This is a genomic window from Undibacterium sp. Ji42W (assembly GCF_049340405.1).
Classification (GTDB): domain Bacteria; phylum Pseudomonadota; class Gammaproteobacteria; order Burkholderiales; family Burkholderiaceae_D; genus Undibacterium.
Window position 1 is genome coordinate 236229 of sequence record NZ_JBMPOV010000003.1, and the last position, 20350, is coordinate 256578.

Consider the following 20350-nt stretch of genomic DNA (forward strand, 5'->3'; position numbering starts at 1 on the left):
CACTATGTCCAGCTCTGTCATCAACAATTTTCCCATCAATAAAAAATGGCCTGCACAACATCCTGAACGCCTGCAACTGTATTCACTGCCGACACCGAATGGCGTGAAAGTCTCCATCATGTTGGAAGAAATCGCCTTACCGTATGAGCCGCACCTGGTCAACTTTGAGACCAATGACCAGACCTCGCCAGAATTTTTATCGCTGAACCCGAATAATAAAATCCCCGCCATTATTGATCCTCAGGGGCCGGGCGGCAAACCGCTGGCGCTGTTTGAGTCCGGTGCCATCCTGATCTACCTGGCAGACAAGACCGGGCAGTGCATCCCCGCTGATGCGGCAGAACGCTATGAATGCCTGCAATGGCTGATGTTCCAGATGGGTGGCATCGGCCCCATGTTCGGTCAGCTTGGTTTCTTCAATAAATTTGCCGGCAAAGCCTATGAAGACAAACGCCCGCGCGACCGTTACGTAGCAGAATCTACGCGCCTGCTGGCCGTTGTCAACCAGCGCCTGGCCGACCGCAAGTGGATCATGGGTGACACCTATACCATCGCCGATATCGCGATCTTCCCATGGATACGTAATCTCATCGGCTTTTATGAAGCGGGTGACCTGGTAGGCATCAATGATTTTCCACATGTACAACGCGCCCTGGCCGAATTTGTCGGGCGTCCGGCAGTGCAGAGAGGTTTGTTGATACCAGGGCGCTAATTGCATGTTCGCCAAAAATATCAGTCTGCTTGGCAGTGCCTTGTTATTTTCCGTCACTTGTCTGGGCGCTACTTTCAGCGATAAGCCTGTCAAATATGTCAGCAAGAATTCCTCGGGGGAGAAAGTAGAGCTCACCATACCTTTCATCTCAACTGAAGATCAGCAAGTGGCAGGGCGTATCAATAGCTTTCTGCACATACAGTTATTGAATACTTTGCCACCTGGAAAAGAGGACACTGCTTCAAAAATGGTGCCGATCGAGCTTGAATTTCCTATGGAGTCCATGCAGCCAGCATCCGCTGGTCTGGTGAACGGCAAGCGACAATATGCTATCGTTGTCAGTACTGAGGGCTACGGCGCATATTGCAGCTTGAATGAAATACGTTTTGACTTTGATGCAAGGACAGGGCGTGTCATCACGCCTGTGGAATTATTAAGCGAGTCTGGTAAAAAGGCCCTGGCGATACTGGCGCAAAAAACCAATGCCCGGCGTTTGCGTACAGAAATAGCACGTCTGGAGAAATTCTCCAACAAGGCGACGAAAGAGCGCGGCAAAGAAACGGTAGCTGACCAGATCGAGCTATACGAGCGCTGCCTGGAAGAACGCTATACCAAATCTGGCAGCCTCTACGATTTGTATCTGAAGTACCCCGGTCAGATAAGCATACTCGATGGAGCACTCAGTTTTGACAGCGGCACATGTTCAGCACACGCCAACCGTGCCATTGATGATCTGGGCAATCTGGTCATGACACTCAAGGCACCGCAGTTGACTGCTTACCTCAGCAGCTATGGAAAATATATTTTGCTCGGTGAGGGGGATGGAGCAATTGCCGACATCAATCCCTATGCCCAGGTTTTTCGCGGCAAGATCAATGGCAACACGCCGATTACCCTGATGCTCACTGATAGTGTTGACGGTGTGTATTACTCAAGTTCGCGCTACTTTTATGATAAGCGTCGTCAGGCCATAAAGCTCGAGCTAGAACGCAAGAAGGATGTAACCGAACTGACTGAATTTGACAGCAAGGGCAAACCAAGTGCCACCATCAGTTATCGCCGGGAAGGTAATAAATTACTGGGTCAGTGGCGCGGGGCAGGTAAGACTTTGGCTTTCGAAGCCGCACCTTGAGTTTTGTCCGTATCCCTGATATGAGCAAACAAAAATTACGATGAATATCTTAAAAAACGGACTATTATTGCTTGTTCTCACCTTCCACGCGGTTGCCGATGCTGAAAGCATGAGCAGGTCTGCCGAAATCGACAAGATTTATCAGCAAGATCAAAAAACCAGTACGCTATTTAAACGCGGTAATGTTTATGACAGGCCAGCTGAATTAAAGTCGGACGCTGCCAACCGCATGCGGCTGTTTGAAATGATGGTCGATGACCTGCCCTGGACAGCCAGGGATTTTGCTTTGGTCTCGCATGTTTTTCAGCACACCAATACCGGCGGCGAATCCGAAGAAAATGAGAACTGGCGTTCACAGGAAAATCATTTGCTGGGTTTCTTTATGTCGCGCAAGGCGGCCAGGTTGGGTATATTGGAGGAGGCAGGAAGCATGGTTGGTCGTATTGACCGCTATCTGAAGGCCAGCGGCATACCTAGAGATTATGGGCTGGAACTGGCGTCAAAAACACCGTTCAAGGTGTGTACTATCAATCCCAAAATAACAGATGAGCAAAGACTGGATGCAAGACTTCCATTGAGATTGAATGAAATGATGCAGGAATTTTGTCACTGATTGATCAAATATGCTTCCTGCAAAAATAATGCCAGCCCAGATCAATAATTTTTGCGCAGCAAGGTTTTCACTCTGTTACCCAGGTAGGCATGTTTCTTATGCAGGTAGTAATAAAACGGTATCTTGCTGATGGCGAGGCGGGACTGTCCCGTACCTTCCAGCACCATCTCTTTTATCATTCTTATCATTCGCAAACCAGCTGGTTCATCAATGAAGATGGACCAGCTCGCCACTGCCCTGCCATACTTGCCTGAGATGATGCATGAACTCCAAATTCACTGCCGGACCTTTATTTTTGCCCAGTATTGTTGATACAAGCCAACATCATAATATGAATATTTTGCTCATGTCAGATAGACCATGCCTGGATATATTATGGGCTAATCATGCAACCAGATCACATTGCAGGTAGAATCTCGCCTGTCTAAAATAAATGGGCGAGAGCATGAACGCAACAAGCAACACAGGATTGACTCCACAGCAATTATTTGAAAACAACCGCAACTGGGCTGCTGCCATTACGGCAAAAGATGCTGATTTCTTCAAGAAACTGGCAGCACAGCAAAGCCCTGAATACTTATGGATAGGTTGCTCAGACAGCCGTGTTCCAGCAAATGAATTACTGGGCCTCTTGCCTGGTGAATTATTTGTCCACCGCAATATCGCCAACGTTGTTGTACACTCTGACCTGAATTGCCTGTCTGTATTGCAATTTGCGATAGAAGTGCTACAAGTCAAACACATCATCATCTGCGGCCATTATGGTTGCTCAGGTGTGCATGCCGCATTGACCAAACGTCGTGTTGGCCTGGCAGACAACTGGCTGCGCCATGTGCAGGACGTGCATCAAAAGCATGAAAAATACCTGGGTGAGGCACTGTCCTTGCAGCAACAAAGCGAACGCCTGTGCGAATTGAATGTCATCGAACAAGTCGTCAACCTGTGTCAGACCACCATCGTGCAAGATGCCTGGGACCGTGGCCAGCCAGTGACCGTGCATGGTTGGGTATATGGCTTGCGTGATGGTTTGCTGAGCGAGCTGGGAATGACCGTCAGCTCTGCTGATGAACTGGCGCCACATCTGGAGGCCAGTCTCTCACGTTATGACGAATCGGCTAAATAAGTGATGTAGACTGAACAGATGGCTGTCTTCAACAGCCATCGCTTCATTTGCATTTAGCGGGCATCTTCGCGATGGAGTTATCCAGATGAAAATGCGAAAAAAATCAGACTTGCCCAGTAAACTTTGCCAGACTTGTGGCTTGCCCTTCAACTGGCGCAAGAAGTGGGAAAAAGTCTGGGACGAGGTCAAGTATTGCTCTCAGCGTTGCCGCAATAATAGTCAAGACAAGAGCGCGCAGTAATAAAGGCTAAAACAGCACTGGAACACGCCATGTCATCTGCCAGACCCGCAACGACGCTGCGCCTTATTCTGGGCGATCAACTCAATCCTGAGCACAGCTGGTTTAATCAGCGTGCTGATGATGTCGTCTACGTCATGATGGAAATCCGGCAAGAGACGGATTACGTTCTCCATCATGCCCAAAAAATTATCGCCATCTTTGCCGCCATGCGCGAGTTGGCTGGGCAACTCCAGACCGCCGGACACAGGCTGCATTATCTGGCGATCAATGACGCAGACAATACACAATCCCTGACAGCTAATCTCGACTGGCTGCTGGCACATTATCAGTGCAGCCAGTTTGAATACCAGGAACCTGACGAATTCAGGCTCGATGCGCAACTCGCAGCCTACAGCGATGCCAGCAAAATCAATTGCCGCATGTGCAGTAGCGAACATTTTTTTACCCGCCGTGATGAAGCGGCCATCCTGTTTGAAGGTCGCAAGAAATGGTTGATGGAAAATTTCTATCGCCACATGCGCGTCAAGCACCAGGTCTTGCTGGAAGAAGCCAACAAACCAGTCGGCGGCCAGTGGAATTATGACCACGACAATCGCAAAGCCTGGCCAGGCATACCCTGGGAACCTGCGGACTTTCGGCCACGGCATGATCATTCAGCTCTGTGGGAAACCATACAGCAGGCAGGCATCCATAGCTTTGGCGACGCAAACGCAAACAACGTCGCCTGGCCACTGAACCGCGCAGAAGCACTGGCGCAACTCAATGCATTTATCCAGCATGCCTTGCCGCATTTTGGTGAATTCCAGGATGCCATGAGCAGCAAGTCATGGCGCTTGTTTCACTCACTGATTTCTTTTGCCCTGAATGTCAAAATGCTGCAACCGCAAGAAGTAGTCAGCAAGGTTGAGGCTGCGCTTTGGGCTGGCCATGCCGCCTTGCCTGCGGTAGAGGGTTATATACGGCAGATACTGGGCTGGCGAGAATATGTACGCGGCATCTATTGGGCGCAAATGCCCGGTTATGAAAACCATAATTTCTTTGCCCATGATGCAGAATTGCCTGCATGGTTCTGGACTGGCAAAACAAAAATGCGCTGCCTCTCCAGTGCTATCACGCAGTCACTGGAGCATGCCCACGCCCATCACATACAACGCCTGATGGTCATCGGCAATTTTGCCTTGCTGGCCGGCTTGCAGCCACAGCAAGTTCATCGCTGGTACCTGGGTATCTATATTGATGCGTTTGAATGGGTAGAGCTGCCCAATACCCTGGGCATGAGCCAGTTTGCTGACGGTGGTATGCTGGCGACCAAACCCTATGTGTCCGCCGCAGCCTATATCGACAAGATGAGTGATTATTGCAAGGGCTGCCATTACGATAAAAAGCAACGTACGGGTGAGCAAGCCTGCCCCTACAATGCTTTGTACTGGGATTTTTTTGCGCGCAACGAAGACAAGTTATCCAGCAACCCACGCATAGGCATGGTGTACCCGCAACTCAGAAAAATGGATAAAGATGTCTTGCAGGGGCTGCGCGACAGGGCAACGCAAATACGGGCAAGCTTGGATGATTTGTAAGAGCATTAAACGTAGTACGTGCTATGTAGTCCTCAGTATTTGAAAGAAAGAAATGAATCCCATACAGCCAAACAAGCTCATGCTCTCCAAGTGGACTGCGGTAGAAGTCGTTGCCAAACAAAAGCATTTTCTGGTCAGTAAAGTGTATATGCCTGAGCAACAAGAAGGGCAGGTCGTCATTAATGCCCGGGTAGAATTTGTTGAGCTTGAAGCCGTCTACACCAAGGCCAAGCGCAAGATTGCCTGGCGGGAGTTGGCTGACACAGCATTATGGAAGCAAGGATGGCTGTGATGCCAGATATGTTACTAAGTTCTTTCCCGCAGGATTTCAGGGCGCTTGTCATCGGCGCATCAGGCGGCATGGGCGCAGCATTTGTAGAACTATTGCGTATGCAAGATCAGTGCGGCGTTGTTGAATGCCTGCATCGCCAAAGCCAGCCAGTACTGGACTTTGCTAGCGAAGACAGCATTGCTGAAGCAGCTAGCGTGATGAAACAGCGTGGCCCTTTTCATCTCATCATCAATGCCACGGGCCTGCTGCACACTGGCGATTTCATGCCTGAGAAAAAACTGGCCGATTTGCACTATGCGCAAATGCAGGCGACCTTCCTCGTCAATACCTTTGGTCCAGCCATGCTCCTGCGTCATTTCGCACCTCTGCTCCATAAACAACGTGGCGTCATGGCCATGTTATCTGCCAAGGTTGGCAGCATAGAAGATAACCATCTTGGCGGCTGGTATAGCTATCGCGCATCCAAGGCGGCGCTGAACATGATGATCAAGACCGCCGCCATAGAACTCAAACGCACCCATCCTGATGCAGTGTTATTTGCCTTGCACCCCGGCACGGTCAACACCGCCTTGTCGCAACCTTTTCGCGGTGCCAGCATAGGCCGCCCGGTAGCGCAGGCTGCCAGTGAAATGCTGGCGGTGATCAACAGCATGCAGTCGGCACAATCGGGCGAGTTTTATACCTATGCCGGTGAGACGCTGCCCTGGTAAATTCTCAACAGGTTCTCAAACCAGTTGCATCACTTCATGCACCGGCTTACGTGGTTTTTGCGGCCAGTTGCCTGCGGCAGCATAACCTACCGTGATCAGCATGACCGGGATTTCCGTGGCATGCAGGTCAAACTCTCGCGACACCGCGTCTGTATCAAAACCACTCAGCGCGCAAGACGCCAGCCCCATGCCTTGCGCTGCCAGCATCAAGGTCATTGCCGCCAGCGATGCTGAGCGCAGGGCTTCATCCCTTTGCAGCACCGCATTATTGGTGTGGCTTTGCTCAGCCATACCTACCCATGTTGTCAGCATCTTGTCGTCAATGATCCCGGCAGCAACAGCAGGGCGCAAAGCGGGTTCGAGCTGGGCGTGGGCATTCAAGGTGCCGCAGATGATGAAAGTCACTGCGGCATCGCGGACCTTTTGTTGATTAAAAGCGGTCGCCTGCAAACGTTGCTTGGCCTCATCGCTGACCACCGCCAGGAATTTCCAGTTCTGGAAGTTATAAGCAGAGGGTGCCAGCGTCGCCAACCGCACCAATTCGCTGATCTCGACAGGGTCGAGTTTGCGGCTGCTGTCATAGTTATTCGCAGAGACGCGGGATTCAATAATTTCTTGTATAGATGCGTGCATTTTATTTTCCTTGATAGCGATGAGAGTGATAAAAATTCAGGTCTGGCTACGCATGCTTTTCTGCACCACGATGACACTGACCAGGACAATCAATAAACCCGCCAGTGATATCCCCCGCATGCTTTGGTCCAGCACTATCCAGCCAAGGATGACTGCGGTGATAGGACTTAATAAACCGAGCGAAGACACGGCAACCGGGGACAAGCGCTCTATGCCGCGGAACCACAGGCTATACGCCAGCAAGGCACCGACGATGGACAAGTAGGCATAAGCCAGTATCTGCGTCAGGTTCAGTGCAGGCAGCGGCGCATCCACCAGCAGGCTTAAAGGCAGCAGGATCAAACCTCCGAGCAAGAGTTGCCAGCCAGTGAAAGCCAATACCGGCAAACTGCTTTGCCAGCGCCGCGACAGATACGTGCCGCCCGCCATGCAGATCGCCCCAGCAGCAGCGGCAGCTAGACCCACTGTATCCATGACAGCGGTAGCCGACAACAGCAAAGCCGCCATGCCCACTACCGCAAAGATGCTGGCTGTGATTGCCACTACCGCTGGTCTGCGCTTGTCCAGCAACCACGCCATCGCCATGATCAGCAAGGGTTGTATGGAACCAATCACGGCGGCCATGCCACCAGGCAGGCGATAAGCCGCAATGAACAGCAGCGCTTGGAAGAAACCGATATTCAGTGCAGCCAGCACCAGCAAACGTCCCCATTCACGCGACAAGGGCAGGCGCTTGCAAAACAGCACCAGTAAAATCCCGCTGGGCAGGCAACGCAGCAGGGCGGCAGTAAATGGCCGGTCTGGCGGCAGGAATTGCGTAGTGACGATATAAGTCGAACCCCAGATGGCAGGTGCGAGTGCAGTCAGCAAGGTATCGAGCCAGAAGTGAAGTCGGGAAGGCATCTGTGCAGTTTTCATGATAATGTCTTGAGTTCAAGATAAATAATGGTATCACAAACTATCTTGATATCAAGATAAATACCCTATGTCTTGTGTGGTCTTTCAAGGAGTGAACAAGAAGCCTTAGTGACCAAATGCCTGAAGCGTCAGGGGCAGCGCCTATAATAGAAGCTTGGAAAAAATAAATAATCAGGGAGTGAGCAAGATGGGGGAAAAGACGATGGATGCAGTCGATAAAATCATGGAACAGTGGCGCAACGCCAGGCCAGACCTTGATTGCAGCCCCATGGAAAACATAGGCCGCCTGCGCCGTTGCAGCGACCTGCTGGGGCGTGAATTGGAAGCCACCTTTAGCAACTTCGGGATGAGCTCATGGGAATTCGATATGCTGGCCACGCTCAGGCGCTCCAGCGCCACTTTCTGCATGAGCCCAACCGACCTGTTCTCCAAACTCATGGTCACCTCCGGCACCATGACCCACAGACTGCAAAAACTCGAAGCCAGCGGCTGGATACTGCGCCTGCAAAATCCCGACGACGCCCGCAGCATGCTGGTGCAATTGACAGATACCGGCAAAGACCTGGTAGATCGTACGTTGGTTGCTCACGTAGAAAATGAGCGGCGCATCATGGCTGGATTGAGTGCTGCGGAGTTGAAGCGTTTGAATGAGGGGTTGCGGGCGATGTTGGCAGTGTTGGAGAATGCAGAATGAAAAAAATGACGTGTTCCTGATCTCAAAATCATTTCTGGAATTCAGTAGGACAGGTTGTTAGAGTCCCTTTAAAATAGTAGTCAAATTATCCGCATGATTACCTGAACTCTTGAGCTAACAACATACATAATGAGAAAATTAGAACAGACTTTTGCAGCGGTTAAACTGGCGCTTGTACTACTTCACCCTGACCTGCCAGGGCGATTGAACAGTGCAGCAAGCGCAGAAAAGATTGAGAAGTTTGAACAAGAAACACAAATACAATTGCCTGATTCCATACGCGAACTTTATGGATTGGCAGATGGATGTAGCCAAGAGGACGGGATTTTTGGTGGTTGGGTATGGCTTGAGCTGGATTTGATTGAAAACTATGCGGAAGAACTGCAAATATCTCTTGAATCTGCTTGCCTAGGAGAAGAGGGTAAATCACTTGTGCCAATATTTCAATACAATGGTACGGACTTTCTTTGTTTTCGCCAAAATGAAGATGGCTGCAAGCTCTATTATATTCCTGGTGATGAACCTGCCATAACACCTGTTGCCGACAGTGTTGCTGATTTTCTGGAGCAATTCCTTGCTCGCCTGATTGCCCATGCATTCATTCTAAATCAATATGAGACCCGCTTAGGTACTCGCTTTTCAGTACGCCCACCAACAAGAGAATATTGGCCGCCGGACTTTGATTCAATGGAATAAATGTGTTGACGAGTAACCGCATACGCACTTGTACTATTGCTGACTAAAGCAGTTCGAAGCCCGTGTAAATAAAAATAATGGCAAGCGCGTTGCGCTTTTGATTGGATATTCAAGTTCAGCCAGCAGGTGCGATTAGCGACGCGTAATTGTACGCATGTTGTGCATCAAAATAAGAATGTAAAGTCAGATAAGTACTTCAGATCGCTACACGCTAGCCCCAAAAAAAATGAATTTGTCTTAGCTTGATGTGATGTATTTATGTTTTATTAAATTGTCAGTAGCGATTTACATGCGCCCGATCACGCACAGCTAATCGGGCCTACGTTTCTGAACAGGCGGTTGTTCCTTGCATCAAGCCAAGCCGTAATACCCCAAAAACATCCCCGCCGTCAGTTCTATCAATACATTCTGCTGCGGCTCTTCCAGCATGGGCTGTCCCATCGCCACCTGCGGCCAGAAGGCCAGGGACTTCAGTTGACCTTGCAGCATGTCGCCCATGAAATAGGGATCGCCAGCTTTCAGCTTGCCATCGGCCTGCGCCGCCCTGATCCAGGCGACGATGCCTTCTTCACGTTTGCTCATGCGTTCGACCATGTCGCGGGCGCGGTCTGGGGTGTGGATGGTGGCGGCGACGGCGACGCGGACGAGGTCGATGAAATTGGTGTCGCTCATCAGGCGCATCTTGTTGCCAAGGAAAGTTTCCAGTTGTTCGCGCAGGTTTTTATCGGCCTGGTAACGAAAATCATCCTGAGAAACAGCGCTTTGCCACAATTTTAACAATATTGCGGCGAACAAATCGTCTTTACTGGGGAAGTGGTTGTACACCGTGCGTTTGGAGACGATGGCCGTGGCGGCGATCTTGTCCATGCTGGTTGCATCGAAACCATTGAGGCGAAATTCATGGATGGCTGCCTGCAATATGGCTTCGCGCTTGCGGTCGGTCTGGCGTACGGGTTCTGACATTTTGTAATTTTATTATCTGGTGTGCTGGTTGAGCCTGTCTGGCTGCGATAAAGAATTTTACACTAAGTAGTTTACTTTTTCAGATTTAGAAACTACACTGTGTAGTGTAATAATTCGATGCAGTAGTTAAGCTTCGTCAGCATTTTATAAATTATGCCCCGACTTTCGCGGTTTGTATTCAGTCTCTTCATGACAGGAGTGTTGATCACCATGGCCTATGTTTCTTACCCCAGTAATGCCCAGAATGTGCCTGTAGTTATATCTACTGTGGTGCCGGTAGTTGTACCTGCCGCGCAGGCAGATGCACAAGCACCAGTTTCATCGGGTGGTTTTGTCAATGACAAGGAGATGCGCGAACCCGGTCTCTTGGGGAATTTGAAAATCATGTGGAAGTTCTTCTTCGACAAACCCAAGGATACGGTACCAGGTGGCAGTATCCCCGTGTTTGAATTGACCAGGGAACAGTTGATGGCCGCGCCAGACAATAGCCTCTACCGCCTCGGACATTCAACCATGCTGATGAAGTTGCAAGGCGAATTCTGGCTGACCGACCCGGTGTTTTCTGAACGTGCTTCGCCCTTCCAGTGGATGGGGCCTAAACGTTTTCACCAGCCACCGATCAGCATTGCTGACCTGCCACCCATCAAGGGCATCATCCTGTCGCATGATCATTATGATCACCTTGATTACGCCGCTATCCTGCAACTGGCAAAAAAAACTGAGCATATCCTGACACCGACAGGTGTGGGTGACCGACTCATCAAATGGGGTATAGCTGCCGACAAAATCCAGCAATTGGGCTGGTGGCAAAGCACCTGGATCAATGGCACGCAGTTTGTTGCGACACCTGCCCAGCATTTTTCTGGCCGTGGTTTGCATGACCGTGACCAGACCTTGTGGGCATCATGGAGCATACTCACGCCTGAACTGAAAATATTTTTTAGTGGTGACACTGGTTACTTCAAAGGCTTTAAAGAGATCGGCGACAAATACGGGCCGTTTGACCTGACCATGATAGAAACCGGTGCCTATAACAAGATGTGGCCTGATGTTCACATGCAGCCAGAGCAATCGCTGCAGGCCCATATTGATTTGCGCGGCAAAACCATGTTGCCTATCCATAACGGCACCTTTGATTTATCACTGCATAGCTGGTTTGAGCCGTTTGAGCGGATTGTCGCGCTGGCCAAGCAGCATAATGTGCGTATCAGCACACCGCAGATGGGTGAAGAAGTCGATATCGCTGAGCCACAAACCGGCATGCGCTGGTGGTTGTTCCCCATGGCGCAGGCCAGCAAACCGGTGTCTTTGCAGTCTGTGCTGGCTGATTGAGTTGGCTACATGAGCGCGGCATGACCAGGTTTTTGAGTAGTGCTTCTGCAGTTGAGAACCTGGCCTTACTTTATGATCGGTAAAGCCGCACCTACCAGCACAAACAGCGTCCCACACGCGCGGTTAAAGCGTTTCTCGCCACGTTCCAGCCAGGGGCGTATCTGGTGAGCGAGTCTGGCCAGCACGCATTCGACCACAAATTCCATGCCTGCAAATGTTACCGTCATGATCAAAAATTGCGTTAGCAGTGGCCGCTGCATGTCAATAAACTGCGGCAAGAAAGCGCCATAGAACAAGAGTACTTTGGGGTTGGCAATGGCAGTTAGTAAGCCGGTGCGGAACAGACTGAACCCAGATGCTGTACCAGCGCTACCCGCGAGTGCAAGGCTCAGCGCAGGTGCGCGCCATAACTGTACGCCCAACCAAACCAGGTAAAGTCCGCCGCCTATCTTCAATACAAGCAATGCATGTGAGGAAGCCTGCAACAAGGCACCCAGGCCAAACATCGACAAGGCTATCAAACAGGTAAAACCCGCCACGCCACCTGTGATGGTCCAGACCGCTTGTCTTGCCCCATACATCGCGCCATGTGTCATCGCGAGCAAGCCATTTGGTCCCGGTGTAATCGATAAGCCCAATACTGCAATCGCGTAAATAATCCAGGTGTTCAATGCCATGTTTTCTCCCGTTTTCTATGCAATCAGTGTAAACAGGATCATGCTTTATGAATGGTATTATCTAGACTTAGTAAGGTAAATTATAGACATTTAAGATATGCTCACTGAAACGACCGTGGCAGACATACGCATACTGATCATGCCTTTGCCAGAATTTGCGATGCTGCCGTTTGGGGGATTTTTGGACAAGCTGCGCTTTACTGCAGATGAGGCAGACTACAGCCGCCAGCGGTACTGCACCTGGCAAATCCTCGGCCTGGAAGCTGGCAGTATCAAATCCAGCAGCGGCATCGACATACAAGTCCAGGCCACACCGGCAGAAATTCATTGTGCAGACTTTGATTACTTGGTAGTTTTTGGTGGCAGGAACGCACAGGCAACGCAATCGCTGGCACCCCGCTACAAAAACATCCTGCGTAAAGCAGCAGGGCATGGAGTGCAGCTGGTCTGTATAGATAATGCTTGCTTCCTGCTGGCCGCCTGTGGCTTGCTGAATGGCCATAAAGTTGCCTTGCACTGGCGGCATGAAGCTGAATTCCGTTTCTCATTCCCGCGTATAGAAGTCGTGAGCGGGCAGATGTATTGCTTTGATGGTGGCCGCATTTCTTGCGCCGGTGGCATGGCAGCGATAGACCTGGCGATAGAAATGCTGGCGCGTGCCTGTGGCCGCAGCCGTGCGCTGAAGGGCCTGGCCGACATGCTGGTCGATGAGGCACGCAGCAGCAGCCATCAACTACGCTCACTCGATACGGAAGCAGCGACAAGTCGTCATACCGGGCGCGCCATTGCCCTGATGCATAACTTGCTCAGTGCCAGCAAGACCACCGATGAACTTGCGGGTATGGTCGGCATCAGCAGGCGACAGCTAGACCGTCAGTTTCTGTCTGAGCATGGCATGACGGCAAAGAATTATTGGAATGAACTGCGCTTGCAACATGTGCAATGGCGCTTACTCAATTCTGGGCATAGTCTTGCCGTTATTGCAGATGAGGCAGGCATAGCCGATGTCAGTTATCTGGGGAAAATATTCCGCAAGCGTTTTGGTATGTCGCCTGCGCTATTTCGAAAAGCATTGCCGGGCATGCCGTCAGACTTATAGCTGCACATCTGTACTTTGATCAACAAACATGAGTGCAGAAATACCGTGACGTAGGGCGCATCGTAATGCGCCGCATGAGATCATTGCATACTGAGAAAATAATTTGTGCCGTGCGCGCCGCTTACATACGGCGCGTTACAACGCGCCCTACATTTTCGCTTTTAATTATTGCCAGACATGTTCCGCTCTCAAGGTTGCCGTATAAAATCCACGAGATCCAGCGTCTTCTGATCTGGCCTGGGCGTGAAAAAACTCACTGCCATCATGGTGATGAAACCAGCCGGGACACCGAATACACCTGCCGATATAGGTGCGATGCTGAACCACTGATTCGCCGGGCTGCCACCAAATATAGGGTGGGTATACAGCATATAAAACACGCACACGACAAAGCCGGCGATCATGCCGCAGATGGCACCCTGGCGGTTGGCACGTTTCCAGAAGATGCCTAGTACAAGACAGGGGAATAGTGCCGATGCAGCCACTGAAAATGCCGCACCTACCAGTGACAGAATATCGGCAGGCTTGAGTGAAGCCACATAGGCTGCCACCAGTGCCACCACCAGTAACAGCAGCTTGGATATTGTCACCCTTTTTTGTGTTGAGGCTTGCGGGTCTATGATCTTGTAGTAAATGTCGTGCGACAAAGAATTCGATATCGTCAACAGCAAGCCATCTGCGGTAGAGAGCGCTGCCGCGAGCCCACCGGCTGCCACCAGCGCAGAGACCACGTAGGGCAGGCCGGCAATCTCTGGCGTGGCAAGCACCACGATGTCGCCATCGAGCACAATCTCGGCGAGCTGGACTATGCCGTCATGGTTGATGTCGGTGATATTCACCAGCGGGTTGTTACGGTCTATGTTGGCCCAGTAAGTGACCCAGGCGGGCAGCTTGGAGAATTCTGTGCCGACCAGGGAAGTGTAGATATCGTATTTGACCAGTATCGCCAGCGCCGGTATCGTGATGTACAGCAGCATGATAAAGAACAGCGACCAGAACACCGAGTCACGGCTCTCCTTGACCGTGGGTGTGGTGTAGTAGCGTACCAGCACATGCGGCAGGGCGGCAGTACCCATCATCAGACATAACACCAGTGCCATGAAATTATTGCGCTTGCTGTCAGACTCTTTCTTGTCCTTTGCCGCATAAGGCGTGTATTTGGAAAAACCAGGCTGCGCCTTGGCGAGGTAATTATTGCGTACCTCAGTCCAGCGGCTTTGTGCCTCTTGCGGTGACTTGGGGTAATTTGTCAACACCCTGCCTGCTGCCTTGATATCCAGTAGCGAGGCATTGCCTGATTTTAATTCTTCGAGTTTTTGCTGCAATTCAAAACGGCCGTCTTCCCACGATTGCGGCAATTGCTGTATTTTCTTTTGCAGCTCGTCGGCACGCTGGCGGTAGATGGCCCTGACTTCTTTTTCCCGGGGATCTGACTCAAAGATTTTTTCCTTGTTGGCCAGCTCAGGCAACACGGCCCCATAAGACAGCGGGGCGACCGGGTTGTGGGTATGTTTGACTGACAGCCAGGCTACCGGGATCAGGAAAGCGATGATGATAATGATGTATTGCGCTACCTGGGTCCACGTAACAGCACGCATGCCTCCGAGGAAAGAACAGACCAGTATGCTGGCCAGGCCAAGGAAGATACCGACAGAAAAATCCACGCCTGTGAAACGTGAAGTGATCAGGCCCACGCCATAAATCTGTGCGACCACATAGATGAAGGAAATAAATACAGTAGCAATGACGGCCAGTATCCTGACCATATTATTCTCCGGGCTACCGGCAAAGCGGGTGCCGAGAAAATCGGGAATCGTGTATTGACCAAACTTGCGCAGGTAAGGTGCGATCAGCATGGCCACCAGGCAAAAGCCACCCGTCCAGCCTATGATGTAGGCAAGGCCATCAAAGCCCTGCAAATACAGGCCTCCCGCCAGACTTAAAAAACTGGCAGCAGACATCCAGTCTGCCGCTGTGGCCATGCCATTGAAGACAGCAGGCACGCGCCGTCCTGCGACATAATATTCGCTGATGTCAGACGTGCGGCTGACCACGCCTATGCCTGCATACAGTACGATGGTGGCAAACATGAATAGATAGCCTATCCATGCACGCGGCACTCCCTCTTTCTCCAGGATCGCCAGGCTGATCAGGAAGATAAAAAACAACAGGGTGTACCACAGGTAATACACCGTCAGTCTTTGTGTAAAGGTCTTTTGTGCCATGTGTTCAGCTTTCTGTTTTCCTGCGGCCTATCCAGCCCATGCTGAGTGAATAGATAGCCAGTATCAGCACAAAGCTCAGCGTCAGGCCTTGTGCTGCCATGTAGAAAGAAAATGGCCAGCCAAAGAACACCAGGTTTGATAATTCACGCGCAAAGTACAGCACACAAAAACATAGCACTGCCCAGCAAGCCAGCAGGGCAACTGTCAGGCGCCGGGTATACCGCCAGTATTGTTTGCTGACACTGCCAGCCAGCTCAGGTGCTGCGCTCATGACAAGCCCTCCATGGCAAGTTCATCATACGGGTTCAACTGGAAAGAGATGCGGAATACGCAGCCGGGGTAGAGCGGGTCTTGTGGTTGCGGATTATCGAGTATTTCTATCCTGGCCTCATGTTGACTGGCGATCTCGCGCACGATAGCCAGGCCCAGGCCGCTGCCTTGCACATTGCTGCCGAGGATGCGGTAAAAACGCTCGAACACATGCCCGCGTTCTTCAACTGGTATGCCACGGCCATTGTCTTCGACCTCCAGTACCGCCAGTGCCTGTTCATGGTCGGTGCGCACACGTACTGTCACACTATGACCTTGCGGGGTATAGCGCAAGGCATTGTCAATCAGGTTGCTGAGCATTTCACGCAACATCAGCGGGCTGCCAAAGATCAGCACCGCATTCTTATCCTGCTCAAAACCCAGGTCTATTTTTTTTGCAAAAGAAGCCTGTATCCAGTCTTGCACCACATTACGGGCGAGAATGTTCAAGTCTATCTGTTCGCGTGGCTGGTTGGCCGGGGCCAGATTTTCTGCGCGTGCCAGTGTCAGCAACTGGTTGACCAGGCGCGTGGCTGCTTCCGAGCTGGTCGCCAGTTGTGTCAATGACTGATGTATCTCTTGTTGGTCAGTCTGGCGCAAGGCCAGCTCTGACTGCATGCGCAAACCGGCCAACGGTGTCTTCATCTGGTGAGCTGCATCAGCGATAAAGCGTTTCTGGATAGCGATGGTTTGCGCCAGCCGCTCCAGCATTTCATTGAGTGATTTGACGAGTGGCGTGATTTCTTCCGGTACATGGCGTGAATCGATGGGGCTGAGGTCATCTGGCCTGCGCGCGCGTATCCGCTGCTGCAGTTCTGCGAGGGGTGACAGGCCACGGCTCAGGGCAAACCAGACCAGTGCCAGAGCAATCGGCAAGATAATGAATTGCGGCAGGATTACGCCTTTGATGATCTCATTGGCAAGCAGGGCGCGTTTTTCAAGGGTTTCGGCAACTTGCACCAATGCCAGATGTGGGTCTTGGCGCTGATCTTTACCAGAGCCGGGTTTGCCTCTCTTGTTGAGATCGATATAACTGTAGGCAATGCGTATGTCTATGCCGCGCAAGACGGCGTTCCTGAATTGTACCGAGCCTATCACCGGTCTTTCTTCATCCATGGGCATGGGCAGGTCGCGGTCTCCATCGATGAGCTGGTCTTTGCTGACCTTGATCTGGTAGTAGATATTATCGAGATCGTCCGCCCGCAAAATATCCCTGGCCGGATTGCTCATCTGGGTGACGACCTTGCCATCTATCTCTTTGACTTGCTGCGACAATACCAGCACATTGTCTTCGAGCGCGCGGTCAAAGGGCTGGTTGGCGATGGATTTCGCCACCAGGTAGGTGATGGCGATGCTCATCGGCCATAGCAGCAAGAGCGGTGCCAGCATCCAGTCAAGGATTTCGCCAAACAGGGAACGTTGCGTTTTTTCTTCAGCTTGTTTGCCAGCCAGGCTGTCAGGCGCTGCTGCGTCGCTGTCGTCCTTGCCTGGCAGTTGACTCATTTTTGTTCAGTGCTGGCGGTTGCAGTAGCTGTCGCAGTTGTCGTGGCTGCTGTTGTGGCCGTTGTTGTGGCAGGGACAAAGAATTTTTCCAGGCAATAACCAAGACCACGCACCGTAGCGATACGCACACCATCTACTTCTATTTTTTTACGCAGGCGGTGCACATAGACTTCTATGGCATTGTTACTGACTTCTTCACCCCATTCACACAAGTGATCGACCAGTTGCTCCTTTGAGACCAGCCTCCCGGTGCGCTGCAACAGCACTTCCAGCAATCCCAGCTCACGCGCTGATAAATCCAGCATCTGCTCATGGATATAGGCAATACGCCCGACCTGGTCATAGGTGAGCGGCCCATGCTTGATGACCGTTGGCCCGCCACCTGCACCACGCCGCGTCAGTGCCCGCACGCGTGCTTCGAGTTCAGACAGGGCAAAGGGCTTGGCCATGTAATCATCTGCCCCAAGGTCCAGGCCCTTGACCCTCTGCTCCACCGAATCTGCTGCAGTCAAGATCAGCACCGGCAAACGTGAATTACGCGCGCGCAAACGGCGCAATACTTCTAGTCCGCTCAATTTGGGCAAGCCCAGGTCAAGGATCAGCAAATCAAAGTCCTGCGTAGTCAGCGCAGTGTCTGCGGCTTCCCCGTCATTGACACAGTCCGTGGCATAGCCGGATTGCCTGAGCGAACGGGTCAGACCGTCGGCCAGGACACTGTCGTCTTCTGCTAGCAAAATACGCATGATGAATTCGTTTTACGGTGGTTTGTCTCTGTTATCGGATGTCAGCATACATGGCAATGGCCTGTGCACGGCGACATCTCTTTCTATTTTGTCACGCTGCTGAGATTTGCGCCGCGTGCAGGATCAACTTTACCTCAATATCAGGTTTTGCTGGAGTTACGCAGGGATATATTTGCGCGATGACAAGGAATTGTCGTTGAGGGGCATCAGGGGAGCCGTTGTAGACAACATCACATCCGTAATCCGGTGCGTCAAGACGCCCCGCCTGGGTGTTTTAATGATGGTGATTGCTTGCTGATCACCACCCTGAAATAATCCACATCGACATAATCGTTTCTGGTTGCGGATGCAACACCAGCGCGCACGCTGAATAAGCCCATCTGTGCACCAACCCAGCGGCCCATCGTCGCAGTGAACTCATCGCCAATCGCATTAAATTTTTGATTGTCAGCGCTGTAATAGAATTGCGTCTTGCCACCTGCCTGCACCGCCATCCGCAAATATACCGTGCTGCTGTTTAATGGCAGGCTGGCGCGTATCACTTCCGCGCATTTTGCTTCTGTCTTGTCGCAAGTCGTCAAGAGCAACCGTCTTTCCTTGCCTTGCTGGCGCACACCCAGCCAGGAATAGTTAAAGCCATACATGATGAGGCCAGTGCTGCTGCCGCTTTGCAGATGGCTGACATCCAGTCTGGTATCTACCGTGAATTGTTCGGCGGGTAGTTTTTGCAAAAGCAAGGACGGCACGTCCCACAGGTTGTTGCGTTCTGCATAGCTGGTGTCAGTGTGCGTTAGAAGGCGCAAATGATGTGGCCTGGCTGTCAGTGAATACCATGTTGGTTTCCAGTTGGCATTCCATTGCCATTGCAGGCCTAACTTGCTGTTCGTGAATTCATCGGATGTTGCAGGCTGCACTTGTGGAAATTGACCTACCAGCGGCATGGCATGCCTGAGCACGGGTTCGCCTGTGCCGGTATCGTTGATATCGTCACCAATGACAGGCCAGCCATCTTTCCAGTGCATGGGTTGCAGATGCACGATGCGGCCGTAGGCACGTTTGTCCTGGAAATGGTAAAACCAGTCAGTGCCTTCAGGTGTCTGTATCCAGGCACCCTGGTGTGGGCCATTGGTGGGTGACTTACCTTGTGCCATGACGATCTTGTCTTCATACGGGCCCTCGATATGGCGCGAACGGAATACCGATTGCCAGCCTTCTTCCACTCCTCCTGCGGGGGCGAATACATAGTAGTAGCCAAGATGTTTGTAGAACTTGGGGCCTTCCAGTGTCTTGTAGCCAGGCAGCTTGTTGCCATCAATGATGACCTTGCCCTCGGTATCGAGTATCTGTGTTGCTTCCTTGTTCATGCGGCGCAGGCTTAGCATGTTGTTGATGCCCGCGCGGCTTTTGGCCCAGGCATGCAAGAGATAAGCCTGACCATCGTCGTCCCACAAGGGCGTGGGATCGATGATGCCCTTGCCTGCCAGCAGCAGGTGGGGCGTAGTCCATGGGCCGCTGAAATTGTCTGCCGTCATCACATAAATGCCCTGGTCAGGATCGGGATAAAAAATCCAGAAACGATGGCCGTGATAACGCAGGCAGGGTGCCCACACGCCTTTGCCATGCTGCGGCCTGGCAAAATCAGCGAGTGGCAATTGCTGGGGCAGGGCATGGCCAACCAGTTGCCAGTGCACCATGTCTGCCGATTCCAGCAAAGGCAGGCCGGGTGCGCTATTGAAGCTTGATGCAGTCATGTAGTAACGATTGTCTACACGAATGACATCGGGATCAGAATAATCGGCATGGATGATGGGGTTCTGGTATTGCGCCCGGTCGGTATGGGCAACATGTTGGGCAAGTGCTGGTGCATTCAAGACGGGTAGCAGTAGACAGGCAGCCAGCAGTTTGGGCAATGGGGTAGTTATTTTTGTCATCATGTATTGCCTCGTATTTTTTGGTTGACCAGTTTAAAATTGGTAAGACCAATTATGCAGTGCAAAGCTGTGCTGTGCAAGTGTGGTTCGCAGATGAGTGAAAAAATCAGCAGATTGCGCAAACCAGCTGGATGCAATTTTTTATTGACTTCATTGATTACGCGTGTAATCATTCATTATCGATTACATCTGTAAATGAAGGTCTCATGCCAATCTCACTCTGGAGC

At 51.5% G+C, this 20350-nt stretch carries 22 protein-coding genes; 12 read left to right on the top strand and 10 right to left on the bottom strand.

Annotated elements, in window-relative coordinates:
• Window positions 1-4: 4 nt before the first annotated feature.
• The 3 genes from ACO0LG_RS07290 (at window position 5) to ACO0LG_RS07300 (ending at window position 2457) form a co-directional block, all read left to right on the top strand.
• Window positions 5-712: a glutathione S-transferase N-terminal domain-containing protein gene (locus ACO0LG_RS07290; RefSeq protein WP_423024804.1), complete on the top strand. Its 708-nt coding sequence runs from the start codon at window positions 5-7 to the stop codon at window positions 710-712.
• 4 nt (window positions 713-716) lie between these two features.
• Window positions 717-1844, top strand: coding sequence for a hypothetical protein (locus ACO0LG_RS07295; RefSeq protein WP_423024806.1), 1128 nt, complete (start codon window positions 717-719; stop codon window positions 1842-1844).
• Between the two features lie 109 nt (window positions 1845-1953).
• Complete coding sequence (locus ACO0LG_RS07300; protein ID WP_423024808.1) at window positions 1954-2457, top strand: hypothetical protein; 504 nt, start codon at window positions 1954-1956, stop codon at window positions 2455-2457.
• A gap of 41 nt (window positions 2458-2498) precedes the next feature.
• On the opposite strand, the gene ACO0LG_RS07305 is transcribed toward ACO0LG_RS07300, so the two are convergent.
• Entirely contained in the window at window positions 2499-2645 is a 147-nt protein-coding gene (locus tag ACO0LG_RS07305) for a hypothetical protein (protein WP_423024809.1), read from the bottom strand.
• A 257-nt stretch (window positions 2646-2902) separates the two neighbouring features.
• On the opposite strand from ACO0LG_RS07305, the gene can reads away from it, so the two are divergent.
• The 5 genes from can (at window position 2903) to ACO0LG_RS07330 (ending at window position 6400) form a co-directional block, all read left to right on the top strand.
• The gene (gene can, locus ACO0LG_RS07310) at window positions 2903-3580 is read left to right on the top strand and encodes a carbonate dehydratase (RefSeq protein WP_423024811.1); all 678 of its coding nucleotides are present in this window, start codon (window positions 2903-2905) and stop codon (window positions 3578-3580) included.
• Between the two features lie 85 nt (window positions 3581-3665).
• On the top strand, window positions 3666-3821 hold the full coding sequence (locus tag ACO0LG_RS07315; RefSeq protein ID WP_423024813.1) for a DUF2256 domain-containing protein: 156 nt from the start codon (window positions 3666-3668) through the stop codon (window positions 3819-3821).
• A 29-nt stretch (window positions 3822-3850) separates the two neighbouring features.
• Entirely contained in the window at window positions 3851-5398 is a 1548-nt protein-coding gene (locus ACO0LG_RS07320) for a cryptochrome/photolyase family protein (RefSeq protein WP_423024815.1), read from the top strand.
• 52 nt (window positions 5399-5450) lie between these two features.
• Window positions 5451-5690 (top strand): TIGR02450 family Trp-rich protein, encoded by a 240-nt coding sequence (locus ACO0LG_RS07325; protein ID WP_423024817.1) that lies wholly within the window; start codon window positions 5451-5453, stop codon window positions 5688-5690.
• On the top strand, window positions 5690-6400 hold the full coding sequence (locus ACO0LG_RS07330) for an SDR family NAD(P)-dependent oxidoreductase (protein ID WP_423024819.1): 711 nt from the start codon (window positions 5690-5692) through the stop codon (window positions 6398-6400). Before ACO0LG_RS07325 ends, ACO0LG_RS07330 begins: the two co-directional genes overlap by 1 nt.
• 15 nt (window positions 6401-6415) lie before the next feature.
• Here ACO0LG_RS07330 and ACO0LG_RS07335 read toward each other — a convergent pair whose 3' ends face one another.
• Together ACO0LG_RS07335 and ACO0LG_RS07340 are read right to left on the bottom strand one after the other, a co-directional pair.
• Complete coding sequence (locus ACO0LG_RS07335) at window positions 6416-7033, bottom strand: nitroreductase family protein (protein ID WP_423024821.1); 618 nt, start codon at window positions 7031-7033, stop codon at window positions 6416-6418.
• A gap of 36 nt (window positions 7034-7069) precedes the next feature.
• On the bottom strand, window positions 7070-7951 hold the full coding sequence (locus ACO0LG_RS07340) for an EamA family transporter (protein WP_423024823.1): 882 nt from the start codon (window positions 7949-7951) through the stop codon (window positions 7070-7072).
• Window positions 7952-8138: 187 nt separating this feature from the next.
• On the opposite strand from ACO0LG_RS07340, the gene ACO0LG_RS07345 reads away from it, so the two are divergent.
• On the top strand, window positions 8139-8645 hold the full coding sequence (locus ACO0LG_RS07345; RefSeq protein ID WP_423024825.1) for a MarR family winged helix-turn-helix transcriptional regulator: 507 nt from the start codon (window positions 8139-8141) through the stop codon (window positions 8643-8645).
• A 129-nt stretch (window positions 8646-8774) separates the two neighbouring features.
• A complete protein-coding gene (locus tag ACO0LG_RS07350; RefSeq protein WP_423024827.1) occupies window positions 8775-9341 on the top strand; it encodes an SMI1/KNR4 family protein in 567 nt (188 codons plus the stop codon).
• Between the two features lie 351 nt (window positions 9342-9692).
• Here ACO0LG_RS07350 and ACO0LG_RS07355 read toward each other — a convergent pair whose 3' ends face one another.
• Entirely contained in the window at window positions 9693-10304 is a 612-nt protein-coding gene (locus tag ACO0LG_RS07355; RefSeq protein WP_423024829.1) for a TetR/AcrR family transcriptional regulator, read from the bottom strand.
• A 189-nt stretch (window positions 10305-10493) separates the two neighbouring features.
• On the opposite strand from ACO0LG_RS07355, the gene ACO0LG_RS07360 reads away from it, so the two are divergent.
• Window positions 10494-11636 (top strand): MBL fold metallo-hydrolase, encoded by a 1143-nt coding sequence (locus ACO0LG_RS07360; protein WP_423024831.1) that lies wholly within the window; start codon window positions 10494-10496, stop codon window positions 11634-11636.
• A 65-nt stretch (window positions 11637-11701) separates the two neighbouring features.
• On the opposite strand, the gene ACO0LG_RS07365 is transcribed toward ACO0LG_RS07360, so the two are convergent.
• Entirely contained in the window at window positions 11702-12313 is a 612-nt protein-coding gene (locus tag ACO0LG_RS07365) for a LysE family translocator (protein WP_423024833.1), read from the bottom strand.
• Between the two features lie 97 nt (window positions 12314-12410).
• On the opposite strand from ACO0LG_RS07365, the gene ACO0LG_RS07370 reads away from it, so the two are divergent.
• The gene (locus ACO0LG_RS07370; RefSeq protein WP_423024835.1) at window positions 12411-13412 is read left to right on the top strand and encodes a GlxA family transcriptional regulator; all 1002 of its coding nucleotides are present in this window, start codon (window positions 12411-12413) and stop codon (window positions 13410-13412) included.
• 188 nt (window positions 13413-13600) lie between these two features.
• Here the strand turns inward: ACO0LG_RS07370 and ACO0LG_RS07375 are convergent, their stop codons facing one another.
• The 5 genes from ACO0LG_RS07375 to ACO0LG_RS07395 all read right to left on the bottom strand — a co-directional run bounded on the left by ACO0LG_RS07375 (window position 13601) and on the right by ACO0LG_RS07395 (window position 20126).
• The gene (locus ACO0LG_RS07375; RefSeq protein WP_423024837.1) at window positions 13601-15637 is read right to left on the bottom strand and encodes a sodium:solute symporter family protein; all 2037 of its coding nucleotides are present in this window, start codon (window positions 15635-15637) and stop codon (window positions 13601-13603) included.
• Window positions 15638-15641: 4 nt separating this feature from the next.
• The gene (locus ACO0LG_RS07380; RefSeq protein ID WP_423024839.1) at window positions 15642-15908 is read right to left on the bottom strand and encodes a DUF4212 domain-containing protein; all 267 of its coding nucleotides are present in this window, start codon (window positions 15906-15908) and stop codon (window positions 15642-15644) included.
• A complete protein-coding gene (locus ACO0LG_RS07385; protein ID WP_423024841.1) occupies window positions 15905-17449 on the bottom strand; it encodes a sensor histidine kinase N-terminal domain-containing protein in 1545 nt (514 codons plus the stop codon). The genes ACO0LG_RS07380 and ACO0LG_RS07385 overlap by 4 nt, the downstream gene beginning before the upstream one ends.
• Window positions 17446-18192, bottom strand: coding sequence for a response regulator (locus tag ACO0LG_RS07390; protein WP_423024843.1), 747 nt, complete (start codon window positions 18190-18192; stop codon window positions 17446-17448). Before ACO0LG_RS07390 ends, ACO0LG_RS07385 begins: the two co-directional genes overlap by 4 nt.
• Window positions 18193-18443: 251 nt before the next feature.
• Window positions 18444-20126: a glycoside hydrolase 43 family protein gene (locus ACO0LG_RS07395; protein WP_423024845.1), complete on the bottom strand. Its 1683-nt coding sequence runs from the start codon at window positions 20124-20126 to the stop codon at window positions 18444-18446.
• Window positions 20127-20350 lie beyond the last annotated feature (224 nt).